Consider the following 18,595-nt stretch of genomic DNA (forward strand, 5'->3'; position numbering starts at 1 on the left):
GTTACGGCAGGGCTGCGCGGCGTACCTTGATGCCCCAGCCCTGCTGCATGCCGGCAGCCGCCAGCAGGATCGCCGCTACGCCCAGCCATTGCAGCGGCTCGAGGCGATGGCCGAAGGCGAACCAATCGACGAAAATCGCCGCAATCGGGTAAATAAAGGACAGCGCGCCGGTGATCGCCGTCGGCAATCGTTGAATCGCGCTGTACAACAACACGTACATCACGCCAGTGTGCACCACGCCCAGGGTCAACAGGCTGGCCCAGGCCTGCGTGTGTTGCGGCAACGCCGAGAAATTTGCCCAGGGCGCCAGCAACAGGATGCCGGTACTGACCTGAATCAGTGCGATCAAATGGGGCGGCGTACCGGTCAAGCGCTTGATGATTAACGCGGCGATGGCATACAGCAACGCCGCGCCCAGGGCCAAGGCAATACCCAACAGGTAGTCGTCGCCACCCTGCCCTTGCTCACCGTGGGCACTGACGATTGCCAGCATCCCGAGAAACGATACCGCCAGCCAGAACAGTTTTTGCGCGGTGATCTTTTCCCCCAGGAACAACGCCGCCAGTCCCACCAACATGAACGGTTGAACGTTGTACACCGCCGTACCGATGGCGATCGAAGCGCGGGAGTAAGAGGCAAACAGCAAGACCCAGTTGCCGACGATCGCCACCCCGCTGAGCACTGCCAGCAGGAAGGTCGTGCGCGTCAGAATGTCCCGACGCAAGAACCCGAACCCAGCGCAAATCAGCAGCAAGGTGGCGGCACCCAATACGCAACGCCAGAACACCACATCCAGCACTGGCTGGCCCGAGACCAGCACGAACCAACCTATGGTTCCGGAAATCAGCATGGCGGCCGTCATTTCGAGCGAACCGCGGCGTAAAGTCTTGTCCATCTTCAGGCTCCTTCAGCAAGTGGGCACAGTATGCCGAGCCTGCGGAGGGCTTCTCCATGGTTTGAAAAAGGCTAAACTGCGATTTAACCTTTTTTATCAAGGCAACTTCATACATTCGCCTAACGGAGCGGGAATGACTGACGATATCGACCAGATCCTCATCAGCGCCCTGATGGAAGACTCCCGGCGCTCCCTCAAGGCCCTGGCCAACTTGAGCGGACTGTCCTCCCCCAGCGTCGCCGAGCGCCTGCGCCGACTCGAAGAGCGTGGCGTGCTCAGGGGCTATACCGTTGAGGTGGATCCGAAGTGCTTCGGCTATCAACTCCAGGCCATCGTGCGGATCCGCCCGCTGCCGGGGCAGTTGCAGGAAGTGGAACGGCAGATCCAGGCCATCGCGGAGTTTACCGAATGCGACAAAGTGACCGGCGATGACTGCTTCATCGCCCGTCTGCACGTGCGCTCGATGGAACAGCTGGACACCCTGTTGGACAAGCTCAATGTCCTGGCCGAGACCAACACCGCAATCGTCAAGAAGACGCCGGTCAAGCGGCGATTGCCGCCGATGGCGTGAAGTGGGGATCCGGCCTCGACTTTTGTCCAAGGCCGGAGGGCACGCTACTGCAGGTCTTCCAGCTCAGGGTGTACGGACACATGATTGACGGGTGTGCGGGGACATGGTTGACACATTGTGGGCCGTAATCCACCGTCAGGAAGCGGTTTGCCTTGGACATAGCGCATAACAAAAATGCCCGTATCTTTCGATACGGGCATTTCCTTTAGCTGGCCAGCAGATTGTCAGGCTTTCACAGTCTGCGAGCAGGCTTTTCGCTCATCGCGATGCAATCAGTCGTCGCGACCCATCAGGCCGAACAGCTGCAGCAGGCTGACGAACAGGTTGTAGATCGATACATACAGGCTGACGGTCGCCATGATGTAGTTGCGCTCGCCGCCGTGGATGATGGCGCTGGTCTGGTACAGGATGCAGACCGATGAGAACAACACGAAGCCGGCGCTGATCGCCAGTTGCAGGCCGCTGATCTGGAAGAAGAAGCTGGCCAGCACCGCGCCCATCAACACGAAGAACCCGGCGGTGATGAAGCCACCCAGGAAGCTCATGTCCTTGCGGGAGATCAGCACGTAGGCCGACAGGCCACCGAATACCAGCGCGGTCATGGCGAAAGCCGAGCTGACCACTTCGGCGCCGCCCTGCATCTGTAGGTAACGGTTGAGGATCGGGCCAAGCAGGAAGCCCATGAAACCGGTCAGGGCGAAAGCCGATACCAGGCCCCAGGCCGAATCACGAAGCTTGTTGGTGAGAAAGAAAAGGCCGTAGAAACCGATCAGCACCACAAAGATGTTTGGGTAACCCACACGCATCTGTTGTGCGACGTAAGCCATCACGCCGCTGAAAGCGAGCGTGAGTGCCAGCAGGCCATATGTGTTGCGCAGGACGCGGCTAACCTCTAGCTGCTCAGCCTGCACGCTGTTGTTCACTGCATAATCCTGTTCGCGCATGGCGACACTCCTCCGGTTTTGAAACATTCAGTGGCAAGGATCATAACAGACGCTCTGTAACAAGCTACGTAGAGAGTTTGACAGTGTGTTTCATTCGGGTATTATGGCGCCCGCAACGCAATACGGAGGTGTGGCCGAGTGGTTTAAGGCAACGGTCTTGAAAACCGTCGACTGTAACAGGTCCATGAGTTCGAATCCCATCGCCTCCGCCATTTTCATACGACAAAGCCCTGATTATTCAGGGCTTTGTCGTTTCCGGGGTTTGGGAAAATCCGCCAGCCCACAGCCTGGATGAGGTCTTGCTTTTCAACCTGCGGCCAATGATTCGGGCGCGATACGCCGGTTCAGTGTTCATCGCTTAATTCTGCGGGGCATCAAGGGGGATATCGAGGGTGAAGGTTGCGCCCTGTCCGGCCCCGTCGCTGTGCACGTTCAAGCTGCCACCCATCTCCTGCGCGGCGAGCGCACAACTGTGCAGGCCGAAACCGTGACCATCTTTGCGAGTCGTGAAACCATGGGAAAAGATACGCGCCAGGTGCTCTGGTGTAATCCCATTGCCATTGTCGGCCACCGTGATACGCAATACTGGCCCGTCAGCGAGGGATGTGCCGAACGTGATGCACGGGCTGCGATCGGTCACGCCGTCCAACGCCTGCTTGGCGTTTCTGATCAGGTTCACCAGAATCAGCAGCACCCGGTGTCGGTCTAGCGACAACAGGGGCAAGTCAGCCATTTCCTTGACCACCGTCACTTCCTGGCGCGACAGTGATCCGCCACTCATGCGCAAGGCATCTTCGATCAGCTCCGGCACCGGCACGGTCTCGACGATGCTAACAGCAACGGCATAGGACTGCTGGGCAGCGACAATGGTCTTGATGTGGTCGATGCCCTTGGTAAGCTGCCCGAGCTCTTCGATGATGCTCTGTTGCTCTGCCGTCACCACCTCCGCCAGCTTGAGCAAGTAGTTGGGCAGCATCTTTCCTTTGTGGTCTTTGGTGAGAAAGTCACTCAGGTCATTGACATGTTCGTTCATCAGCTGAGCCACCTTGCCCAGCCCCTGGGCTTTTGAGGTGCGCATCTGACTGCTGACCAGTTCTGCCGAGACGTTCACGCTATTGAGGACGTTGCCGACATTGTGCAGCACAGTAGTGGCGATTTCGGCCATACCCGCCTGACGGGATTTTGCATTCAGTTCGGTTTGCACCTGTCTCATGCGCAGCGCAGCGCGTACGCGAGCCTTGAGCTCCAACGGCGAAAAGGGTTTGGCGATGTAGTCATCGGCGCCACTTTCCAGCCCGGAGACGCAGGCCTCGCTACCGCCGCGGGCGGTCACCAGGATCACGGGTAAATGAGCAAACCCGGCGCTGGCTTTGATTCTGGCGGTCAGGCCGAAACCATCGAGCTCCGGCATCATCACATCCGAAACCACGACATCGATGGGTCGAAGCTGCAGCAACGCCCAGGCCTGCTCTCCATCAGTTGCGGTGGTGACGATGTAATCGTCTCGCAAAAGCTCGCTGATATAACCCAGCATTTCCGGGCTGTCGTCGACCACCAGCACTCTGGATCGCGAGGCATGTTCCGGGGGCTGCTCGTCGTCTGCTCCTTGGATCAACGCCCGGTCGTTGCGACTGCCAAGGCGACCGTCATCGAAACGCAGGTGGCGCTGCTCGGTTGTGCTGGTCGCGCCCAGTGACGATCGCTCCTGCATATTGCTGGCTTCGGTCGCCACGATGTTTTGCTCAGCCCCCCGCGCAAATCGAACAAAGAAGCACGAACCCCGTCCGGGTTCACTGTTGACGCCGACTTCGCCCCCCATCAATTCGACCAGATCCTTGACCAGGGCGAGACCGATGCCTGTGCCGCTGTAATGGCGCGTGGCGGAATTGTCGATCTGGGAAAAACGCTGGAACAGCAGCGGCAGTTTGTCCGGCGCGATGCCAATGCCCGAGTCTTGTACCGACAGTTCAAATCGCTCGTCATCAAGCGCAGTGACGGCCAGGTGCACGGTGCCGCCAGCGGGCGTGAACTTGATGGCATTGCTCACCAGGTTGAGCAGAATTTTCTCGAAGTGCCGGGGGTCCAGGAACACCGTGCCAAGGTCAGGATCGATGTTGCAGGTCAAGGTGCAACCTTTACCCTTGGCCACCATGGCCGCATCCTCGGCCAGCACACCCACCGCGTTGTTCAAGTCAATCGGCGCCGGGCACAACTCAAACTTGCCCGCTTCGGCCTTGGAGAAATCGAGGATGTCGTTCACCCGGTTCATCAAGCGCAGCGCGTTGCGTTGGGCGCGCTCGATTTGCACACGCCAGTCCGCCGGCGGCGTGGATGCCGCCGAAAGCTGCTCCAGAGGCGCGAGAATGAGGGTCAACGGGGTGCGCAGTTCGTGGCTGACCGTGGCCACGAAATCGCTCTTCGCCTGGTTAGCCGTCTCGGCCTGGTTGCGCGCATGAATCAGTTCCACCGCCTGCACCTCCAGCACCTCAGTCTGCTGGTGCAGTTTGTCGGTCCGTTCGGCAACCATTCGCTCCAAAGAGGCCTGGACTTGCTGTCGTTCGGCTTCGGCCTCGGCCTCCAGTACCCGGATGCGCAAGGCATTCTCCTGGAACACCCGGACGGCACGGGTCATGATCCCAATCTCGTCGCCGCGTTCGGCGCTGGCGATCTTGGCGTCCAGGTCGCCGGCCGCAAGCCGTCGCATGACAGAGGCCAGGGCTACGATAGGCCGTGCGACAAACCGCGACGTACTCCAGGCGATGGCGCCGGCCAGCAGGATGGCGACGGTACCTGCGATGATCGTTGCTAGCATGCCGCGATCCTTGTGGACCAAGGCGTCCGAACGCGCTTCTCCAGCGAAGCGCGCAACCAACAGGCCAGCGCTGCGAGCCTCGTTGCGAACCTGGTCGCGCGCGCCGCTCAAGGCGTTGCTCGCCTGATGGAACCTGGCAAATGCCGCCCGGTAGCCAGCTATCTGCTCGCTGACCGTCAGGGGCGTGGCATTGGTTTGCGGTCCAACGGCCGAAGGGAGCACGCGCGCGAGTCGGGAGAGCTCGCCCAGGATCTTGTCGACAGCGCCGGCGACTTCGGCCGACGGTGACAGGCGAAACGACAAGGTCTGCGCCTCCAGGGTGGCAACCCGCTCGGCGAAACGCTTGGACAGCGCGGCGGCATTTTGCAGCAAACCGGTGGCTGCCTGAATGTCGTTTGCGTCATGGGCAACCTGCTCTTCCACACCCGCCAACATTGCCTCGAGACGCTCGGTCACCTCTCCGACGGCGGCGAGCTGCCGCAAAGCCTCGCTTCCCCGGAGCCTGGGCGCCTCGCCGAGGCGCTCGACCGCGACGCAGGCAGAAGCGACCGCCGTCGCCAGCTGGTCCAGGGCCGCCACCTCCTGCGGCACCGTCATCAACTCACGCAATTGCTCGACCACGGGCGGCAGTGCCGCGCAGGCGTCCCGCGCCGCGGTGGCGGTCGCCCCATCACCGGTCACCAGCAGCTTGGCCACGTTGGCGGTAATGATCCGCTCACTGTTGCGCAAGATGTCCAGGATGCGATGGGCGCTCTCGATATTGCTCACCCGCCCCTCGTGGTCAGCGGCGCGGGATTGAATCCCCTTCAGCCCATCGGCGATGCCCTGTTCGACGAGAATCGTCGCCTCTCGCATCCGGCCATAGTGGGCTGTCATGTTTTCCGTTTCGCCATCCATGGTCAGGGTCGCCGCGCGCAAGGCGGCGATCGCCGCGGCGAGCCTCTGCAGGCTACCCTTGAGCGATTGCGCCTCTGCCACTGGTATGGCGGTGAGGCCGGCGATCGCCGTCGCCACCATGCCTTCGGCCTGAGACAAGCTTTCCTGGTCGCGGGTGGCAATGAAGTTTTCCACCCGCCCGGTGGCCCCGTTGACCGATGCCAGAATTTCCGCGGAATGGCTGGCGGAATCCACCGCACCGACCATGCCTCGCAAGCCGTAGAGGTTCACGAGCGATACCGCCAGCATCAGGAACACCAATGCGGCAACCGCCAGGCCAATCCTGACGGCAATGGGCCTGTTCGTGGCTGATTTGAATGCCAACATGGCGCCTGCCCTTCGCTCGCCGCTACTGCTTCGTCACCTCCGGCGAAGGCGATGACGGCGCCGTCTTGTTGATGGCCGCGTCGATCATCGCCGCAACGGAAGCCTGGCTGTAGGGTGGATTGGCGGCGCCGCCCACCGGCATGGTGTCGAGCCAGGTGTCCAGGTCTTTCGCATCGATGCGTACCAGTGGCACCTCGACGAACTTCGGCACCTGCTTGCCCGCCAGAATCTGCTGGGCCACCCAGAAACCCACCTGGGAGACGCTCGGGGAAGCGGAGACCGAGACGGTCTCGTAGCCATTGGCATCGCGTTCCTGTTTCCACAGGGCAAGTTCGTCCTGACGATTGCCCATCACGATGATCGGCAAAGGGCGTCCCGCCGCCTTGAACGCCATGGCCGCGCCATAACCGTCGCCCCCTTGAGTAGCGACGGCATCAATGCTGGGCAGCGACGGTAGCGCCAGCGCCACCTCCTTGCGTGCGACGGAAGCCGTCCAGTTCCCGTACACCGTCTTGGCGAACTTCAGGCCCGGATAATCGGCGGCGGCCTTGCGAATGCCATCGCTGATGTTTTTATCAGTAGCATCGCCGGCAATGCCGCGGATCTCTAGCAGCGTTCCCTTCCCCTTGAGGCGCTCGGCGATATAGTCCATTTCCACGCGGCCCATGGCGGACCAGTTGTAGTCCACCGTATAGACGCAGGGTTCGGTAACCAGGCTGGCCATGACGACGACCACGATGCCGGCGTTGCAGGCATCCCGGATCACCCCGTCGAGGGCCGTGTCGGACGCCGCCAGAATGACGATGGCGTTGACGCCCTTGACGATCAAGTCCTGGATATGGGCCGCTTGTTCCGATGCCGAGTTATTGGCACTGACCACCGGAGCCTCGCGGATCAAGCCATCCTTTTGCGCTTGAACCGCAATCTCCTGCCAGTTGTGCACCATCACCTTGCGAAAATCGCTGCCCGCGTAGGAGTTGCTGAAGGCAATGCTATTGCTTGCGGTAGGGCCGCTGGCGATGCCGTCGTCGGCAGCTTGGGCTGGATTGACGGCAATCATCGCCAGTCCGGCCACGCAGCCGGCGAAGCGCCACACGATTTTGTGGATCGGTTTAGTGTTCATGCTGTTCTCCATGTGCGTGGGATTTACCGAAAGTACTCCGCCTGCACTAGCCGACAGTCTGGACCACTGTTTGATCTGGTTGAAGAAATCGGCCTGCGGATTGGATCGCCGGCCATGAAGAACTAACACATACAGACTCCTTCCTTGGCGGCCGAGAATAGAAACCAATGCACTGCTGTAGAAGTGGTGAGCATAGTCTCAACGTGGCCCCTTCGTTGGAAAGGTGACGTCAATTCGAAATCCGGGCAAAAACCTACAGTTCTTTCAGCCAGTGAAAGGAGTTCGTAGGTGGTGAAGCCAAAAATCAGCCACAACCAGCAAAATGGACATCAATGAACATCGTTTTCGCCATTTGCTTTTTCCGGCCTGGCATTCAGAATGCCGGCTTCGGTTTCAGCATAGGTACACCGCTATGGCAAAACCTCCCCCGCCCCTCAAGGAAAGAAAAGTGACCAGCAAAACCATTAGCTCTCTCGTCGCGGCAATCATAGGCGTCGTCCTGTTGTGCGTCTTCTTCGGCAGTTGGTACACGGTCGATGAAACCGAGCGCGGTGTGCTACTGCGCAACGGTGCACTGGTCGGGGTGGTGGAACCGGGGTTGTCATTCAAGACGCCATTTATCGAGTCGGTGCGCATGATCAGCACACAGAGCCAGGTCACCTCTTATGACGACCTCCAGGCCTATAGCAAGGACCAACAGTCCGCGGAGCTCAAAGTGTCCGTGTCCTGGCACATCGCGCCTTCCGATGTGGCGAAGGTCTACACCCAGTTCAAGGACCTTGAAGGTATCCGCGACCGGATGATCAGCCGCCAGGTGCCGACCCAGGTGGAAAACGTGTTTGGCAAGTTCAACGCCGTGGCCGCCGTGCAGAACCGCGTGCAACTGGTCAACGACATTTCCAGCGCCATCAAGGCCACCATTACCGGGCCTGTGATCATCGACAGCGTCCAGGTCGAGAACATCGACTTCAGCGACGCCTATGAAAAAGCCATCGAAGCGCGCATGGCGGCCGAGGTGCAGGTCAAGACCCGCGAGCAACAACTGGCCACCGAGCAGGTTCAAGCCCAGATTCGTGTGACCCAGGCCCAGGCGGAGGCTGACTCACAAGTGGCCCAGGCCAAAGCGGATGCGCAGGCCACCGAATTGCGCGGGAAGGCAGAGGCCGAGGCCATCAAGGCTCGCGCCCAGGCCCTGGCCAGCAACCAGAACCTGGTGGAACTCACCAAGGCCGAGCGCTGGAACGGTGTGCTACCCACCACCGTGCTGCCAAACAGCGCCCTGCCCTTCATCGACATCAAGTAACTCAAAGGCGCGGCCAGCCCTGGCCGCGCCCGTTGCCTCCCCGCTTGCCCCCTTCCCGAGACATCGAGCGTCCCGTTAGCGCTACACTCACTGACTGATGAACACGACGTTCACCGTTTGCAGGGAGCTCAACGTGTACCCAGGTAAAAACAAGCCAACGCAACCCTCGATACGCCGATTGCCGCTCCCCTCCCTCGACTCACGTCTTGAGCATTTCTCCCTACTCGGGAACTCACCGACTCCTTCGACAAACGTTCTGAACGGGAGATTAGTGTGACAACCATTATCAAGAAATATAAATGGCCGGCCTTATTGGCTGTCGCGCTTATTGTCTTTTGCTCGTTGATATTCTTTTTGATCAAGTCATACACATACGATTCATCGACCTACTTCGAATCCCGTGACTTCATTCGCCAGCTCAAGCAATCCGACGCCAACTGGAACGTCAAAATCCTCAGGAAAAAGATCGGCGTCAACAACAACCTGTCGCTGGTACCGCCACCTGAAGCGGCCGGTCGATGGCTACAGCTGGAGCAGCTCAATAATTCCGGGCCCCTGGCAGCTCTTTGGGCGTCGAGACGGCAAGGCTATGTGGATGCGGTCAAGAACAAAACCGCGCTGGTCGATCAGTTCCAGCAACACAACGCCAATCTACGCACCTCCCTGGATGCGCTGCCGATTATTGAGGACGACATTCAAAACCTGCTCAAGGAAATGGCGCTCGAAAGTCCTGCGCAACGTCAGGCAGCGGTCTCCAATGTCCTTGAACTGACCCTGACGACGCTGGAGTACGCACTGTATGTCACCTCAGACAAAGCCAAGGAGGTGCAAAGCCAACTGAGTGGGCTGGAACACTACATCGACCAGTTGCCCGCGGCCTCCAGGCCCCTTTTCATCACCCTGACCCAGCACGTCAAAGCCATTATCGAGGAACAACCGGTCGTCAATGACCTGCTTGACCGCATCAGCGTTATTCCCGTTGCCCAGGAACTGGACAACATCAATGAGCTGTTGAACGAGACCCAGCGCAGGACCGCCGCAACGGACCGCCAATATCATATCTACCTGGCCGTGTGTGCCAGCCTCATGGCGCTCTTGATGATCTACCTGGCGGTGCGGCTGGTTCGCAGCTACTCCGTCATCAACCAGATCAACCACGAACTGAAGTCGTCCAATGAGCGACTCGAGGAGCGTGTGCAAGAGCGTACTCGCGAGCTGAAGGAGGCGGAACGCGAACTGGTGGACGCCGCACGGATGGCGGGCATGGCCGAAATTGCCACGAATGTGTTGCACAACGTCGGGAATGTGCTCAACAGCGTGAATATTTCAGCGGACCTGGTGACGCGCAAGTTGAAGAACAGCAAGACACTGGGTCTCGGCAAAGCGGTAAAAATGATGAACGAACATGCCGACGACTTGGGCCAGTTCATCACCCAGGATGAAAAGGGTCAATTATTGCCCCGCTACTTCAACGAGCTGGTGGACTCCATCGCCACCGAACAGGCACTACTGATCGAAGAACTGGCGCAACTGACCAAGAGCATCGATCACATCAAGGAAATCGTCACCACTCAACAAACCTATGCCGGAGCCGCCAGGCTGATCGAAGCGCTCACTATCAGTGACTTGTTCGAAGATGCGCTACGCATGAACTCGGGTGCGCTGAGCCGGCATCACGTCACCGTCATCAAGGATTACCAGGACGTCCCGCCCATCATGGGTGACAAGCACCGGTTGCTGCTGATCCTGATCAATCTCATCAGCAATGCCAAGTTCGCGATGTCTCATGTCAACGATCACCCGCGGGAAATGATACTGGGGATCCGGATTATCGATGAAACGACGTTGCGCCTCAGTGTCAAGGATCGCGGCGAAGGCATCGCGCCCGATAACCTGGCCCGCATCTTCAACCACGGGTTCACGACCCGCAAGGACGGCCATGGGTTCGGCTTGCACAGCTGCGCCTTGGCGGCGGTTGAGATGAATGGCCGACTCCACGTCCATAGCGAAGGACCGGGTCAGGGAGCAGAGTTCACCTTGGAGATTCCACTGGAACCGGCACGCCCCTGATCAGGTGGCGAACCTGACCACTGTAGGGGCGTGCCCTCGGAGCTACTTCACATTGCCAGGCCGGCTGCCACGGTTCTTTCTGGACGGCAATGCGGCGGCGTAGGCCAGCGCTTCCTCACGGGAAGCAAAGGACCCCAACCGGTCGGCCTGGGTGCAGACCCGCCACGGGCCGCTGTTTACGCTGAGCACGTCATAGCCATTGATGTGCATTTTGGTCAGCATCGCAGTACTCATAGTGACCTCCGTTCGAGGTAAGCCAGGGGTTACGTCGTCTACCTTACACTCAGTTTGCGCGCTGGTGCCGACCGAACGTCGTGCCCCTCCTTGACGCCGCAGGTCCATCAGTGGGAATCCGAATCCCATAGCCAATCCCACAAACCCGGCAAGTGCACCGCCTGGGTGGTGTTCTTGACCGTGCGAACCATTGCCGCTCGCTCCAACGCCTGGCGGTCATCATAGAATGGCTTGGCGTCGGTCCTCACGCCCGTGTCCCGGGCAGCGTCGAGCAGGATCTGCAGGTATTCCCGAGTGTGGCGGGCGGTATAGCGATTGAGGTCGTGAAAGGTGACCACCACCGGAATCACCCCGTCAACCGCAGGCAACTGCCCCGCAGCGATAAGTTCGCGCACTTCGGAGAGCTGGCGCGTCAGGTTCATCCGCCGTCGCGGGCTGAGGGTGATCCCCCATACCTTGCCGTCGTTGGCGCTCAGGTCGGTGAGCAATACGTGCAGTCCATGGCGCTGGTAGGCGGCGAAGGTACGTCTGTCATAGCTCCAGAACGGCGGCCTCACCAGGCTAGGGGCCGCGCCGGTGACCGCCGCGATGTCGGCGCCGCCATTGGCCAGCGACTGCTCCAGTTCATCAGGATTCAGGAACCGGTGATTGGTGTGCCAATGGGTCGCCGTATGAAAGCCCAGCACGTGCCCTTCCTGCTGCTCGCGGCGCATCAGCGAGCGGCCGATATCGCTTCCGCCGGCCCGTGGCGCGCGGGTTTGAACAAAGAAGACCGCCTTGATCCCGGGCTGCACCGGATTGTCCAAGAGAGCGTCCAGGACCTCCTGGCTGGGGTTCCAGAAACGCGCCGCGCTGGGACCGTCATCGAATGTGAGCAGGAAGCGGATCGGAGGTTGTGCCCGCAGGTTTTGCTCAGTCTGCGGCGTCAGTTCGACGGGAGCGCCTATGCAGCCCGACAGCCCAGTGGCAAGCGCTACGATGGCCAGCGCCCTGGCGATGATTCTCATGTTTTGCCTTAAATGAATGCCGTACTTCGTTGCCTTTGATCCCTGGCCCACGGTCTTGAAGCTCACCTTGGAGAAGGTTAACCGGGTTTGGTTCCTGACCGTGAGCATCGATCTGAATTTGACCGCCTGGAAATCCGATGGAATTTTCCGCAGCGCTTCGCATCCATCCGTATAGAACTAATTAGGGAGGATTTATGGGCGGGCCATCGCTTTACATCATCGACTACGTGCTCCATGGCGAGCCGAAGTCATTCATCATTCGCGCTGAAGTGATGAATAACTCCGAGGCTTGGCACTGGGCCAGTTGCGATGCGGGTGTCGGGCGCATACCCAAATTCGGACGGGAAAAGGTCAAGCGGGTTTCAAAACCCCTGGCTGAAAAATATGGCATTACCGACGTGCGCTGGCGAGCGAGCGTCGCGCCGTCCTGGATCAAGGAGTCCGGCTGACTTAAATAACCCAGTTTCCGGCGCATCGGTTGTCCAGCCGTGCGCCGGATTCTTCGACAGACCCGAAATAACTCAACTACGCTTATACAACAGCATGACCCGCATCTGGCGGGCTTAGTGCTGCCTCATCAACCCTGAATGGAGGTGTGACATGTCCGAAAAAGAGTCCATCACCACGCTGCTCACCTTACTGGAATCGCGTCAGGCCAGACTCACGGCGGCCTGCAAGGAAATCGCCGACTGGGTCGATCACCAGGGCGGCCACCCCACGGCGCTGCGCATCCGGGACCGGCTCAACGACATCGACAAAGATGCGCCGTCGATCCAGAGCGCATTGACCTCGCTCAAGCCTGTTGAGCGGCCATTGCCAAAATTCCGCTAACGCTTTGCGACAGACAGCTCCCCTGAGTTCTACCGGTTGGAAAGCCGATGGAACAAGGGCTTTCTTTGCGCCTCGATATTGATAGGTATCGGCGTAAAGAACCGCGAAAGGGAGAACCCTCATGAATGCCAAAGTCCTGCTGTTGATCGTCTGCACCAGCCCCGCCGTCGTCATGGCGCAAGGTTGTGATGTCATCACGCGCTCCCAGAGCCAGTCAGTACCGGCGATTGAATCCCACAGCTGCTATGAATACAACGGCATGCCCGCCGAGACCTTGGACTGGTCGTGCAGCAATGAGAGCAAAGGCACGGTGAGCACCCAGAAGAGTAAAGTGGAACGTTGCGACGAGGGGTATGTGGCGACGTGCCAAGCCAGACTGACACAAGAAGCCTTGGCCAATCCGCGCTCGACCAGTAAGGACCGTGCGGGTGAATCCGCCAATATTCCTGACAATGCGCAAGTCACTTGGTACTACTACGGTGCCGAGGATTTGGAACAAGCACAAAAGGACTGCGAAACCACCGGCGGCCGCTGGAAGAACCAGTGATCTCGCAATCCATGCACGCCCTTGTTATCAGCCCTTGCTGTGTTCCGGTGAGGACGGGCCTTCCTTGATCCCTCGAGGCCCGGCCACACCCCAGATAATCAAGCCCAGCACGGGCAGGATAATCAGCAGCAAGGCCCAACCCGCTTTGGTTCCCGCAGACTTGTCGCTTCGAAAGACGCTGATGATTGCCCACAGATCCACCAACAGCAAAAGCACTGCAACAGCGATCCAGAAATAGCTGGCTAATTCAGACATGGCCTTATCCTCTTGTCGGTCTAAGGATTAGGCACAGCCGCTCGGGCACCGTTCAAAGAGTTTGCGTCTTGGTGATCGCGACATCTATTGCCGCTCATTCAGATAAGCCACCCACTGCTCATACGCTTCGTGCTGACGCTGGACTGCCTCTTCCCAGGCCGTCCCGGTCATCTGATGCACACAAATAAGCGTCATCATCTCTGATGTCGCCGCATCGAGCTCCACCAGAAGCTCCTGGGATTTGGCTTTGAAATCTTCAACGGTGGTCATTTCTTTTCTCTCCCCACTGCCAGGGGCTGGCCATCCACCCAATGACACATGGATTCTTTTTTTCGAATCTGATTCATTCGGGGCGATGACCGGTAGCACCTGAAGCGCTGGCGCTCGAATTGATTGCAGGAGCCTGCACCATCCATGGGCCTGGAATGAACTCAGTCATTCCCGTCCCGCCGTGGTCGTATCGATAAGGCTTGCGCAAAGTCTTTATTTGAGCGCGTGGGGTAGTGCCAGGCTCAAATATTGCAGTTATATTGCATTTATATGACAGTCACGGATCGAGCAAGGCTATGAAAATTCGAGCGACCGTCATCTGCGAGGAGAATCGCCATATTCTCCTGGTTCGCAAAGCCAACAGCCGCTGGACATTACCTGGCGGTTCCGTTGAGCGCGGTGAAACCCATGCTGGAGCTGCCATTAGAGAACTGGCGGAAGAAACCGGCCTGGACGTCGAAAACCTGCTCTACCTGATGCAAATCTATGATGGTGAAACCGAACACCACGTATTCGAAGCCTCGGTCAGCGACTCAACGGCGGCCAGGCCACAGAATGAAATCAGCGATTGCCTCTGGCATCCGCTGGACGCCATTGCGCAGTTGCAGATGAAAAGGGGTACGCGGGAGATTCTTGAGGCGTTTCGGCGGCGGTTGTGATGAACGGTTGGCAGCAAACGCGACTGCCAGACCGTTCTGGCGCTACGGGTTCACTTTTTGTTCCAATCGGTATTGAGCGGATTACTCACGGTGTTCTTTTCTTGTATGTAGGTCCCGTTCTGCTGAGCAATCGCCTCGCCGGTATCGACGATGGCGTTCTGGATAAATACGTTTTCTGCACCGCCGCGGATAAACGTAAGCTGGTGATAAGCCGTTTTATTTCCCCAGTCTGCGGAAGGCAGGGAGATAAACTTTACCGTATACGTCTCGTCACTGTGTTGTCCCTGCAAAACATAGACGCCGTAATGATTCTCTCCCTGGGAGATGATTTTATACAGCCCGTTGCTGTAGTAATAAATCTCCGCATCGGGGAAGGGTTTCTTGTCGTACATTTTCCGATAATGCAGGACCTGCTTGAACGTCGGTTCGCCAAAGTTTACGGCTAACGTTTTCCCATCCGGCGATGTCACTTGCGCTGCATGTGCACCATTGCCAGTCATCAAGACCACCAGGCTCATCATTGCGATTGTTTTCACTTAATACCTCTCCATGGTTAAGCGGCACGCTGACTTTGCGAAAACCCAACTTCCAGCGAATAATTATCGCAAGCTATCTTCATTCCTCCAAATCATTAAGATAGTCCTCATCAATTTTAGCTCTAACTACCGAGGCTTTTTTCCACATTCCGGAGCCAAATTGAGGAAGATCAGGATGGACCCCAATGAAAATCGTATGATCGCCCACATAAGTTCCAATCGCAGCACTGTACCCGTAGACCTCAATATTATTATAGCCAAGACGACGCAAACACAAATGCACTGCTTTCGCGAAGCTGAAGCCTCCAGCACCGTCAACACCACTGTAACAAGAAAACAACTTCAACTTACAGCAACTTGTATTCTTAAGCCCATATTCTATCAGGCGCATAACAACGACAAGCGCATGAACAACATCATCCGACCCATCCGGGGTGTTTGATATAACCTGAGCCCCTACAGCACCATGCCCCGTCACATAAAGTGACTTGTCCTGAGCATTACACTTTGCCAAACAACCTGCATGTTTTTTTGAGCCATACCGAACGTACGAAACATTACCTTTATTATTTGGCCGTCTGAACTCCCGAAGCTGTCGACCTGCGCCAGATTTTTCCCCTCCCATATTTGTATACGAATCGGACGTAAACGGCCAAAACACATAATGCTTATTGGGCATAACTTACTCCCTGGACCGGCTCCATGCCGGACTTTCAAGGAATAGCCTACAAACACAAATCACGCCACCTGATCCAGAGGGCGGAGCCTGGCTGGAAATCAACTATGACCCCTTCCCACCAGATACTGGTCGGCGACTGCATCGACTTGATGCGGACATTGCCCGGCCAGTCAGTGCACCATTCCGGTGAGGATTTTCCACGTCCGCAGAAAAAATGGACGAAAAGCCCCCCTTCAAAGTCAAATAAAGGGCCATAGGAACCTAACATTAAGGAAAATTAGGAGCAGCGCTGTCAAAAGACCGGTGAGCGCATCACACCCAGAAAAATGTAGAGATCCGCGCGCCGCGAGGTGATCTGCAGGCAAGAGATCAACTTGGGCATACGACAGTCGTAATGACCGAACAGGACATCCGAAACCGGATAGAAAAAAGGTATCGCCTACGAAGTAATTGCGGGCCAGAAACAAACAAGGGTTTGCATTAGCTTTCGCTCGCAAACCCTTGTTTTTTAGATGGTGCCCGAAGCCGGAATCGAACCGGCACGCCCTTACGAGCGGGGGATTTTAAGTCCCATGCGTCTACCAGTTTCGCCATTCGGGCGGTAGCGCGGTCAAGCCGTTTGGAAACGGGCAAACGTCGGATTTGCCAGGATCCAGCCGGGTGCAGCAGAGGGAGGAATATATACATCCCTCCCGGCCGAAGCAAGGAGGCTTCGGTCCTTTTCAAGACAAAACCCTTCACTGCTTCGTAAATAAAAAAGCTCCGTAAATCAAAGATCTACGGAGCTATTTTAAAGTGGAGGCCGAAGTCGGAATCGAACCGGCGTAGGTGGATTTGCAATCCACTGCATAACCATTTTGCTATTCGGCCTCAAGACGCTTGATGCAATGCAGCCACACCAACCGCGTACAAACCTGATCAGGAAAAGAACACTTTGTAAGCGCTATCCCCTTGAAAACATTGAGATTTTTTACGTCTCAGCGCGTTCGATGGGCGCAATTATGTACTCATTTGCCTAGGCTGACAACCCCTTGATTTCAAAAAAAATTGTCCCTTGATCGACCTGAAGCCGACATTCAGAGATGTCTGCTTCAGGGTTATTGCGCAGCTCCGCAGGAGCAAGCGCCCTCGCCTCGGGTTCATCTACGGTCTAGCGCAAAACAGCATTGTGCCCGGAGAAGCCCGCTGCATTTTTTTCTTGCCCAGATCGACGCACTGTCGGATAAGACACAGCCTTAGTCGCCTCTTCGAGTCTGTCCATGCCCCGTGCCGGTATCCCCCAGGGTTCGAGCGTCCGCTTGCTGATCTACCTGTTGTTTGCGATCCAACTGGTTTCCATGGGCGCGATGGAGATGAGCGGGCCGTTCTGGCCCGTTCACCTGCGACAACTGACCGGCAATGACGCAGTGTTCAGCTTCGCCAGCACGGCGGTGTACGTGGGGCCGATGCTGGGCATCATCCTCACCAGCGCGTTCTGGGGGCGGATAGGCGATCGCTACGGCCACAAACTGATGATGATCCGCGCGCTCGCAGGCTTGTCCCTGACCCAGCTCGGGCTGGCGCTGTGCAACGACATCTGGGTCATCCTGGTGCTGCGCTTCCTGCAAGGTGCATTCGCCGGTTATATCGCCCCGGCCCAGGCCTATGGCGTCAGCATCGAGGAACCCTCTCGGCGGGCCCGGCTGTTTGCCATCCTGCAGATTTCCACGAATGTCGGCTCATTGCTGGGAGCGGTGGTGGGTGGGTTGATCCTGGATCATACGACGTTTTTCTGGATCAACATCGTGGCCTCCGGCTTGTGCGCGCTCTGTACCGTGATTGCGGCCCTGAGCCTCCCCAACGTGGCGCCCGTCAGGAAGGGGGTGGCCGCCAGCAACCGCTCCAACCCCTCGCGCCCAGGGCTGTATAACCCGGCGACGTTATCCTTGCTGGGTATCATGGGTCTTCTGCTGCTGGCGAGGATGCTGCCGCAAACCTCGTTTTCGCTGTATGTGAGCTCGACCTTCGACGTCAGCAACGCCATGGTCGGGCTTTGCTACGGGCTGCTGGCCCTGGGCTTCATCCTGTGCGCCACGGCCTGGTCGCGCTATTTCGAACAGCGCAACCCGACGCAAACACTGCACGCGATCACCGGAGTCGTGATCGCGTGCATGGCCCTGACCGCCCTCGCCGGCCTGACCCGCCAGCCGCTGGTCTTCGCCCTGGTCTATTTCGTCTGGGGCTTGCTCTTGGGCGCAACCACCCCGGTGCTGACCGCAGTCATTTCCAAAAGTACCGACAACACACGCCAGGGCCAGATGCTCGGGCTGGCACAAGGTGTTTCGCAGACGGCGTCCATTATCGGCATATCCTTGGGCGCATTGCTCAGCCAGGTCTACGGTCTTCAATACACGTACCTTTACGTCAGCGTCGCCTATGGCCTGGTGCTGATGCCCTTGATGTGGCTGCGCTACCGGCCGCCGGGGATGCCGGATCGGGCAAGCGAATAACCTCGCCAAGAGGTTTGCCCTCAGCTGAATGCATGATCATGGCCAAGATCGACCTTGCGCGGCAGTGAGCGCGTCCACTACCATTGGGAATACTTCTCACTCTCAAA

General features: G+C 58.0%; 18 protein-coding genes, 3 tRNA genes and 2 pseudogenes. 9 read left to right on the forward strand and 14 right to left on the reverse strand.

Features of this window, described 5'->3' with window-relative positions:
- Position 1: 1 nt before the first annotated feature.
- On the reverse strand, positions 2–895 hold the full coding sequence (locus LOY70_RS15275) for a DMT family transporter (RefSeq protein ID WP_265037943.1): 894 nt from the start codon (positions 893–895) through the stop codon (positions 2–4).
- Positions 896–1,028: 133 nt separating this feature from the next.
- On the opposite strand from LOY70_RS15275, the gene LOY70_RS15280 reads away from it, so the two are divergent.
- The gene (locus LOY70_RS15280) at positions 1,029–1,466 is read left to right on the forward strand and encodes an Lrp/AsnC family transcriptional regulator (RefSeq protein ID WP_123344254.1); all 438 of its coding nucleotides are present in this window, start codon (positions 1,029–1,031) and stop codon (positions 1,464–1,466) included.
- Between the two features lie 272 nt (positions 1,467–1,738).
- Here the strand turns inward: LOY70_RS15280 and LOY70_RS15285 are convergent, their stop codons facing one another.
- Positions 1,739–2,410 carry a Bax inhibitor-1/YccA family protein gene (locus tag LOY70_RS15285; RefSeq protein ID WP_025213780.1) on the reverse strand — a complete coding sequence of 224 codons (672 nt, stop codon included), beginning with the start codon at positions 2,408–2,410 and terminating at the stop codon, positions 1,739–1,741.
- 124 nt (positions 2,411–2,534) lie between these two features.
- Here LOY70_RS15285 and LOY70_RS15290 point away from each other — a divergent pair.
- A tRNA-Ser gene (locus LOY70_RS15290) sits at positions 2,535–2,622 on the forward strand.
- Positions 2,623–2,768: 146 nt separating this feature from the next.
- On the opposite strand, the gene LOY70_RS30165 is transcribed toward LOY70_RS15290, so the two are convergent.
- The 4 genes and pseudogenes from LOY70_RS30165 to LOY70_RS15300 all read right to left on the reverse strand — a co-directional run bounded on the left by LOY70_RS30165 (position 2,769) and on the right by LOY70_RS15300 (position 7,608).
- Positions 2,769–3,623, reverse strand: a complete 855-nt coding sequence (locus LOY70_RS30165) for a sensor histidine kinase (RefSeq protein ID WP_413776650.1) — start codon at positions 3,621–3,623, stop codon at positions 2,769–2,771.
- Positions 3,624–4,121: pseudogene (locus LOY70_RS30170) on the reverse strand (response regulator transcription factor); the annotation flags it as partial.
- A 57-nt stretch (positions 4,122–4,178) separates the two neighbouring features.
- Positions 4,179–6,485: pseudogene (locus LOY70_RS30175) on the reverse strand (ATP-binding protein); the annotation flags it as partial.
- A gap of 22 nt (positions 6,486–6,507) precedes the next feature.
- Positions 6,508–7,608, reverse strand: coding sequence for an ABC transporter substrate-binding protein (locus LOY70_RS15300; RefSeq protein ID WP_265037948.1), 1,101 nt, complete (start codon positions 7,606–7,608; stop codon positions 6,508–6,510).
- 448 nt (positions 7,609–8,056) lie between these two features.
- Between LOY70_RS15300 and LOY70_RS15305 the strand changes: the two genes are divergently transcribed.
- Positions 8,057–8,911 (forward strand): SPFH domain-containing protein, encoded by an 855-nt coding sequence (locus LOY70_RS15305; protein WP_080712552.1) that lies wholly within the window; start codon positions 8,057–8,059, stop codon positions 8,909–8,911.
- A gap of 273 nt (positions 8,912–9,184) precedes the next feature.
- Positions 9,185–10,981, forward strand: coding sequence for a HAMP domain-containing histidine kinase (locus tag LOY70_RS15310; protein WP_265037951.1), 1,797 nt, complete (start codon positions 9,185–9,187; stop codon positions 10,979–10,981).
- 42 nt (positions 10,982–11,023) lie between these two features.
- Here LOY70_RS15310 and LOY70_RS15315 read toward each other — a convergent pair whose 3' ends face one another.
- Together LOY70_RS15315 and LOY70_RS15320 are read right to left on the reverse strand one after the other, a co-directional pair.
- Positions 11,024–11,215, reverse strand: coding sequence for a DUF2188 domain-containing protein (locus LOY70_RS15315; RefSeq protein ID WP_265037953.1), 192 nt, complete (start codon positions 11,213–11,215; stop codon positions 11,024–11,026).
- A 107-nt stretch (positions 11,216–11,322) separates the two neighbouring features.
- Entirely contained in the window at positions 11,323–12,222 is a 900-nt protein-coding gene (locus tag LOY70_RS15320) for a polysaccharide deacetylase family protein (RefSeq protein ID WP_265037955.1), read from the reverse strand.
- 194 nt (positions 12,223–12,416) lie between these two features.
- Between LOY70_RS15320 and LOY70_RS15325 the strand changes: the two genes are divergently transcribed.
- From LOY70_RS15325 to LOY70_RS15335, 3 genes are all read left to right on the forward strand, one after another.
- Entirely contained in the window at positions 12,417–12,671 is a 255-nt protein-coding gene (locus LOY70_RS15325) for a DUF6555 family protein (protein ID WP_025213787.1), read from the forward strand.
- A gap of 151 nt (positions 12,672–12,822) precedes the next feature.
- On the forward strand, positions 12,823–13,053 hold the full coding sequence (locus LOY70_RS15330; protein ID WP_123344260.1) for a hypothetical protein: 231 nt from the start codon (positions 12,823–12,825) through the stop codon (positions 13,051–13,053).
- Between the two features lie 121 nt (positions 13,054–13,174).
- Positions 13,175–13,600 carry a hypothetical protein gene (locus LOY70_RS15335; RefSeq protein WP_265037957.1) on the forward strand — a complete coding sequence of 142 codons (426 nt, stop codon included), beginning with the start codon at positions 13,175–13,177 and terminating at the stop codon, positions 13,598–13,600.
- A 27-nt stretch (positions 13,601–13,627) separates the two neighbouring features.
- Here the strand turns inward: LOY70_RS15335 and LOY70_RS15340 are convergent, their stop codons facing one another.
- Complete coding sequence (locus tag LOY70_RS15340; protein WP_025213790.1) at positions 13,628–13,855, reverse strand: PLD nuclease N-terminal domain-containing protein; 228 nt, start codon at positions 13,853–13,855, stop codon at positions 13,628–13,630.
- Positions 13,856–13,939: 84 nt separating this feature from the next.
- Positions 13,940–14,125 carry a hypothetical protein gene (locus tag LOY70_RS15345; protein ID WP_265037959.1) on the reverse strand — a complete coding sequence of 62 codons (186 nt, stop codon included), beginning with the start codon at positions 14,123–14,125 and terminating at the stop codon, positions 13,940–13,942.
- A 296-nt stretch (positions 14,126–14,421) separates the two neighbouring features.
- Here LOY70_RS15345 and LOY70_RS15350 point away from each other — a divergent pair, with 296 nt between their 5' ends.
- Complete coding sequence (locus LOY70_RS15350; protein WP_025213792.1) at positions 14,422–14,784, forward strand: NUDIX hydrolase; 363 nt, start codon at positions 14,422–14,424, stop codon at positions 14,782–14,784.
- A 50-nt stretch (positions 14,785–14,834) separates the two neighbouring features.
- Here LOY70_RS15350 and LOY70_RS15355 read toward each other — a convergent pair whose 3' ends face one another.
- The 4 genes from LOY70_RS15355 to LOY70_RS15370 form a co-directional block, all read right to left on the reverse strand.
- Positions 14,835–15,302, reverse strand: coding sequence for a hypothetical protein (locus tag LOY70_RS15355; RefSeq protein WP_413776651.1), 468 nt, complete (start codon positions 15,300–15,302; stop codon positions 14,835–14,837).
- A gap of 97 nt (positions 15,303–15,399) precedes the next feature.
- Positions 15,400–15,999 carry a hypothetical protein gene (locus LOY70_RS15360; RefSeq protein ID WP_265028293.1) on the reverse strand — a complete coding sequence of 200 codons (600 nt, stop codon included), beginning with the start codon at positions 15,997–15,999 and terminating at the stop codon, positions 15,400–15,402.
- 513 nt (positions 16,000–16,512) lie between these two features.
- Positions 16,513–16,599 (reverse strand) — tRNA-Leu (locus LOY70_RS15365).
- A gap of 196 nt (positions 16,600–16,795) precedes the next feature.
- A tRNA-Cys gene (locus LOY70_RS15370) sits at positions 16,796–16,869 on the reverse strand.
- Positions 16,870–17,258: 389 nt separating this feature from the next.
- Between LOY70_RS15370 and LOY70_RS15375 the strand changes: the two genes are divergently transcribed.
- Positions 17,259–18,488, forward strand: coding sequence for an MFS transporter (locus tag LOY70_RS15375; RefSeq protein WP_265028294.1), 1,230 nt, complete (start codon positions 17,259–17,261; stop codon positions 18,486–18,488).
- Positions 18,489–18,595: the final 107 nt, after the last annotated feature.

This window comes from Pseudomonas sp. B21-054 (assembly GCF_026016345.1).
In the GTDB taxonomy this organism is placed as follows: domain Bacteria; phylum Pseudomonadota; class Gammaproteobacteria; order Pseudomonadales; family Pseudomonadaceae; genus Aquipseudomonas.

What these genes read in the sequence shown, in the direction of transcription:
- LOY70_RS15285 (WP_025213780.1), bottom strand. Translation starts at nt 2,410, where the DNA reads ATGCGCGAACAGGATTATGCAGTGAACAACAGCGTGCAGGCTGAGCAG.
- LOY70_RS15375 (WP_265028294.1), top strand. Translation starts at nt 17,259, where the DNA reads ATGCCCCGTGCCGGTATCCCCCAGGGTTCGAGCGTCCGCTTGCTGATC.
- LOY70_RS15320 (WP_265037955.1), bottom strand. Translation starts at nt 12,222, where the DNA reads ATGAGAATCATCGCCAGGGCGCTGGCCATCGTAGCGCTTGCCACTGGG.
- LOY70_RS30165 (WP_413776650.1), bottom strand. Translation starts at nt 3,623, where the DNA reads ATGAGACAGGTGCAAACCGAACTGAATGCAAAATCCCGTCAGGCGGGT.
- LOY70_RS15315 (WP_265037953.1), bottom strand. Translation starts at nt 11,215, where the DNA reads ATGAGTACTGCGATGCTGACCAAAATGCACATCAATGGCTATGACGTG.
- LOY70_RS15275 (WP_265037943.1), bottom strand. Translation starts at nt 895, where the DNA reads ATGGACAAGACTTTACGCCGCGGTTCGCTCGAAATGACGGCCGCCATG.
- LOY70_RS15280 (WP_123344254.1), top strand. Translation starts at nt 1,029, where the DNA reads ATGACTGACGATATCGACCAGATCCTCATCAGCGCCCTGATGGAAGAC.
- LOY70_RS15360 (WP_265028293.1), bottom strand. Translation starts at nt 15,999, where the DNA reads ATGCCCAATAAGCATTATGTGTTTTGGCCGTTTACGTCCGATTCGTAT.
- LOY70_RS15345 (WP_265037959.1), bottom strand. Translation starts at nt 14,125, where the DNA reads ATGACCACCGTTGAAGATTTCAAAGCCAAATCCCAGGAGCTTCTGGTG.
- LOY70_RS15335 (WP_265037957.1), top strand. Translation starts at nt 13,175, where the DNA reads ATGAATGCCAAAGTCCTGCTGTTGATCGTCTGCACCAGCCCCGCCGTC.
- LOY70_RS15300 (WP_265037948.1), bottom strand. Translation starts at nt 7,608, where the DNA reads ATGAACACTAAACCGATCCACAAAATCGTGTGGCGCTTCGCCGGCTGC.
- LOY70_RS15350 (WP_025213792.1), top strand. Translation starts at nt 14,422, where the DNA reads ATGAAAATTCGAGCGACCGTCATCTGCGAGGAGAATCGCCATATTCTC.
- LOY70_RS15325 (WP_025213787.1), top strand. Translation starts at nt 12,417, where the DNA reads ATGGGCGGGCCATCGCTTTACATCATCGACTACGTGCTCCATGGCGAG.
- LOY70_RS15355 (WP_413776651.1), bottom strand. Translation starts at nt 15,302, where the DNA reads ATGAGCCTGGTGGTCTTGATGACTGGCAATGGTGCACATGCAGCGCAA.
- LOY70_RS15330 (WP_123344260.1), top strand. Translation starts at nt 12,823, where the DNA reads ATGTCCGAAAAAGAGTCCATCACCACGCTGCTCACCTTACTGGAATCG.
- LOY70_RS15340 (WP_025213790.1), bottom strand. Translation starts at nt 13,855, where the DNA reads ATGTCTGAATTAGCCAGCTATTTCTGGATCGCTGTTGCAGTGCTTTTG.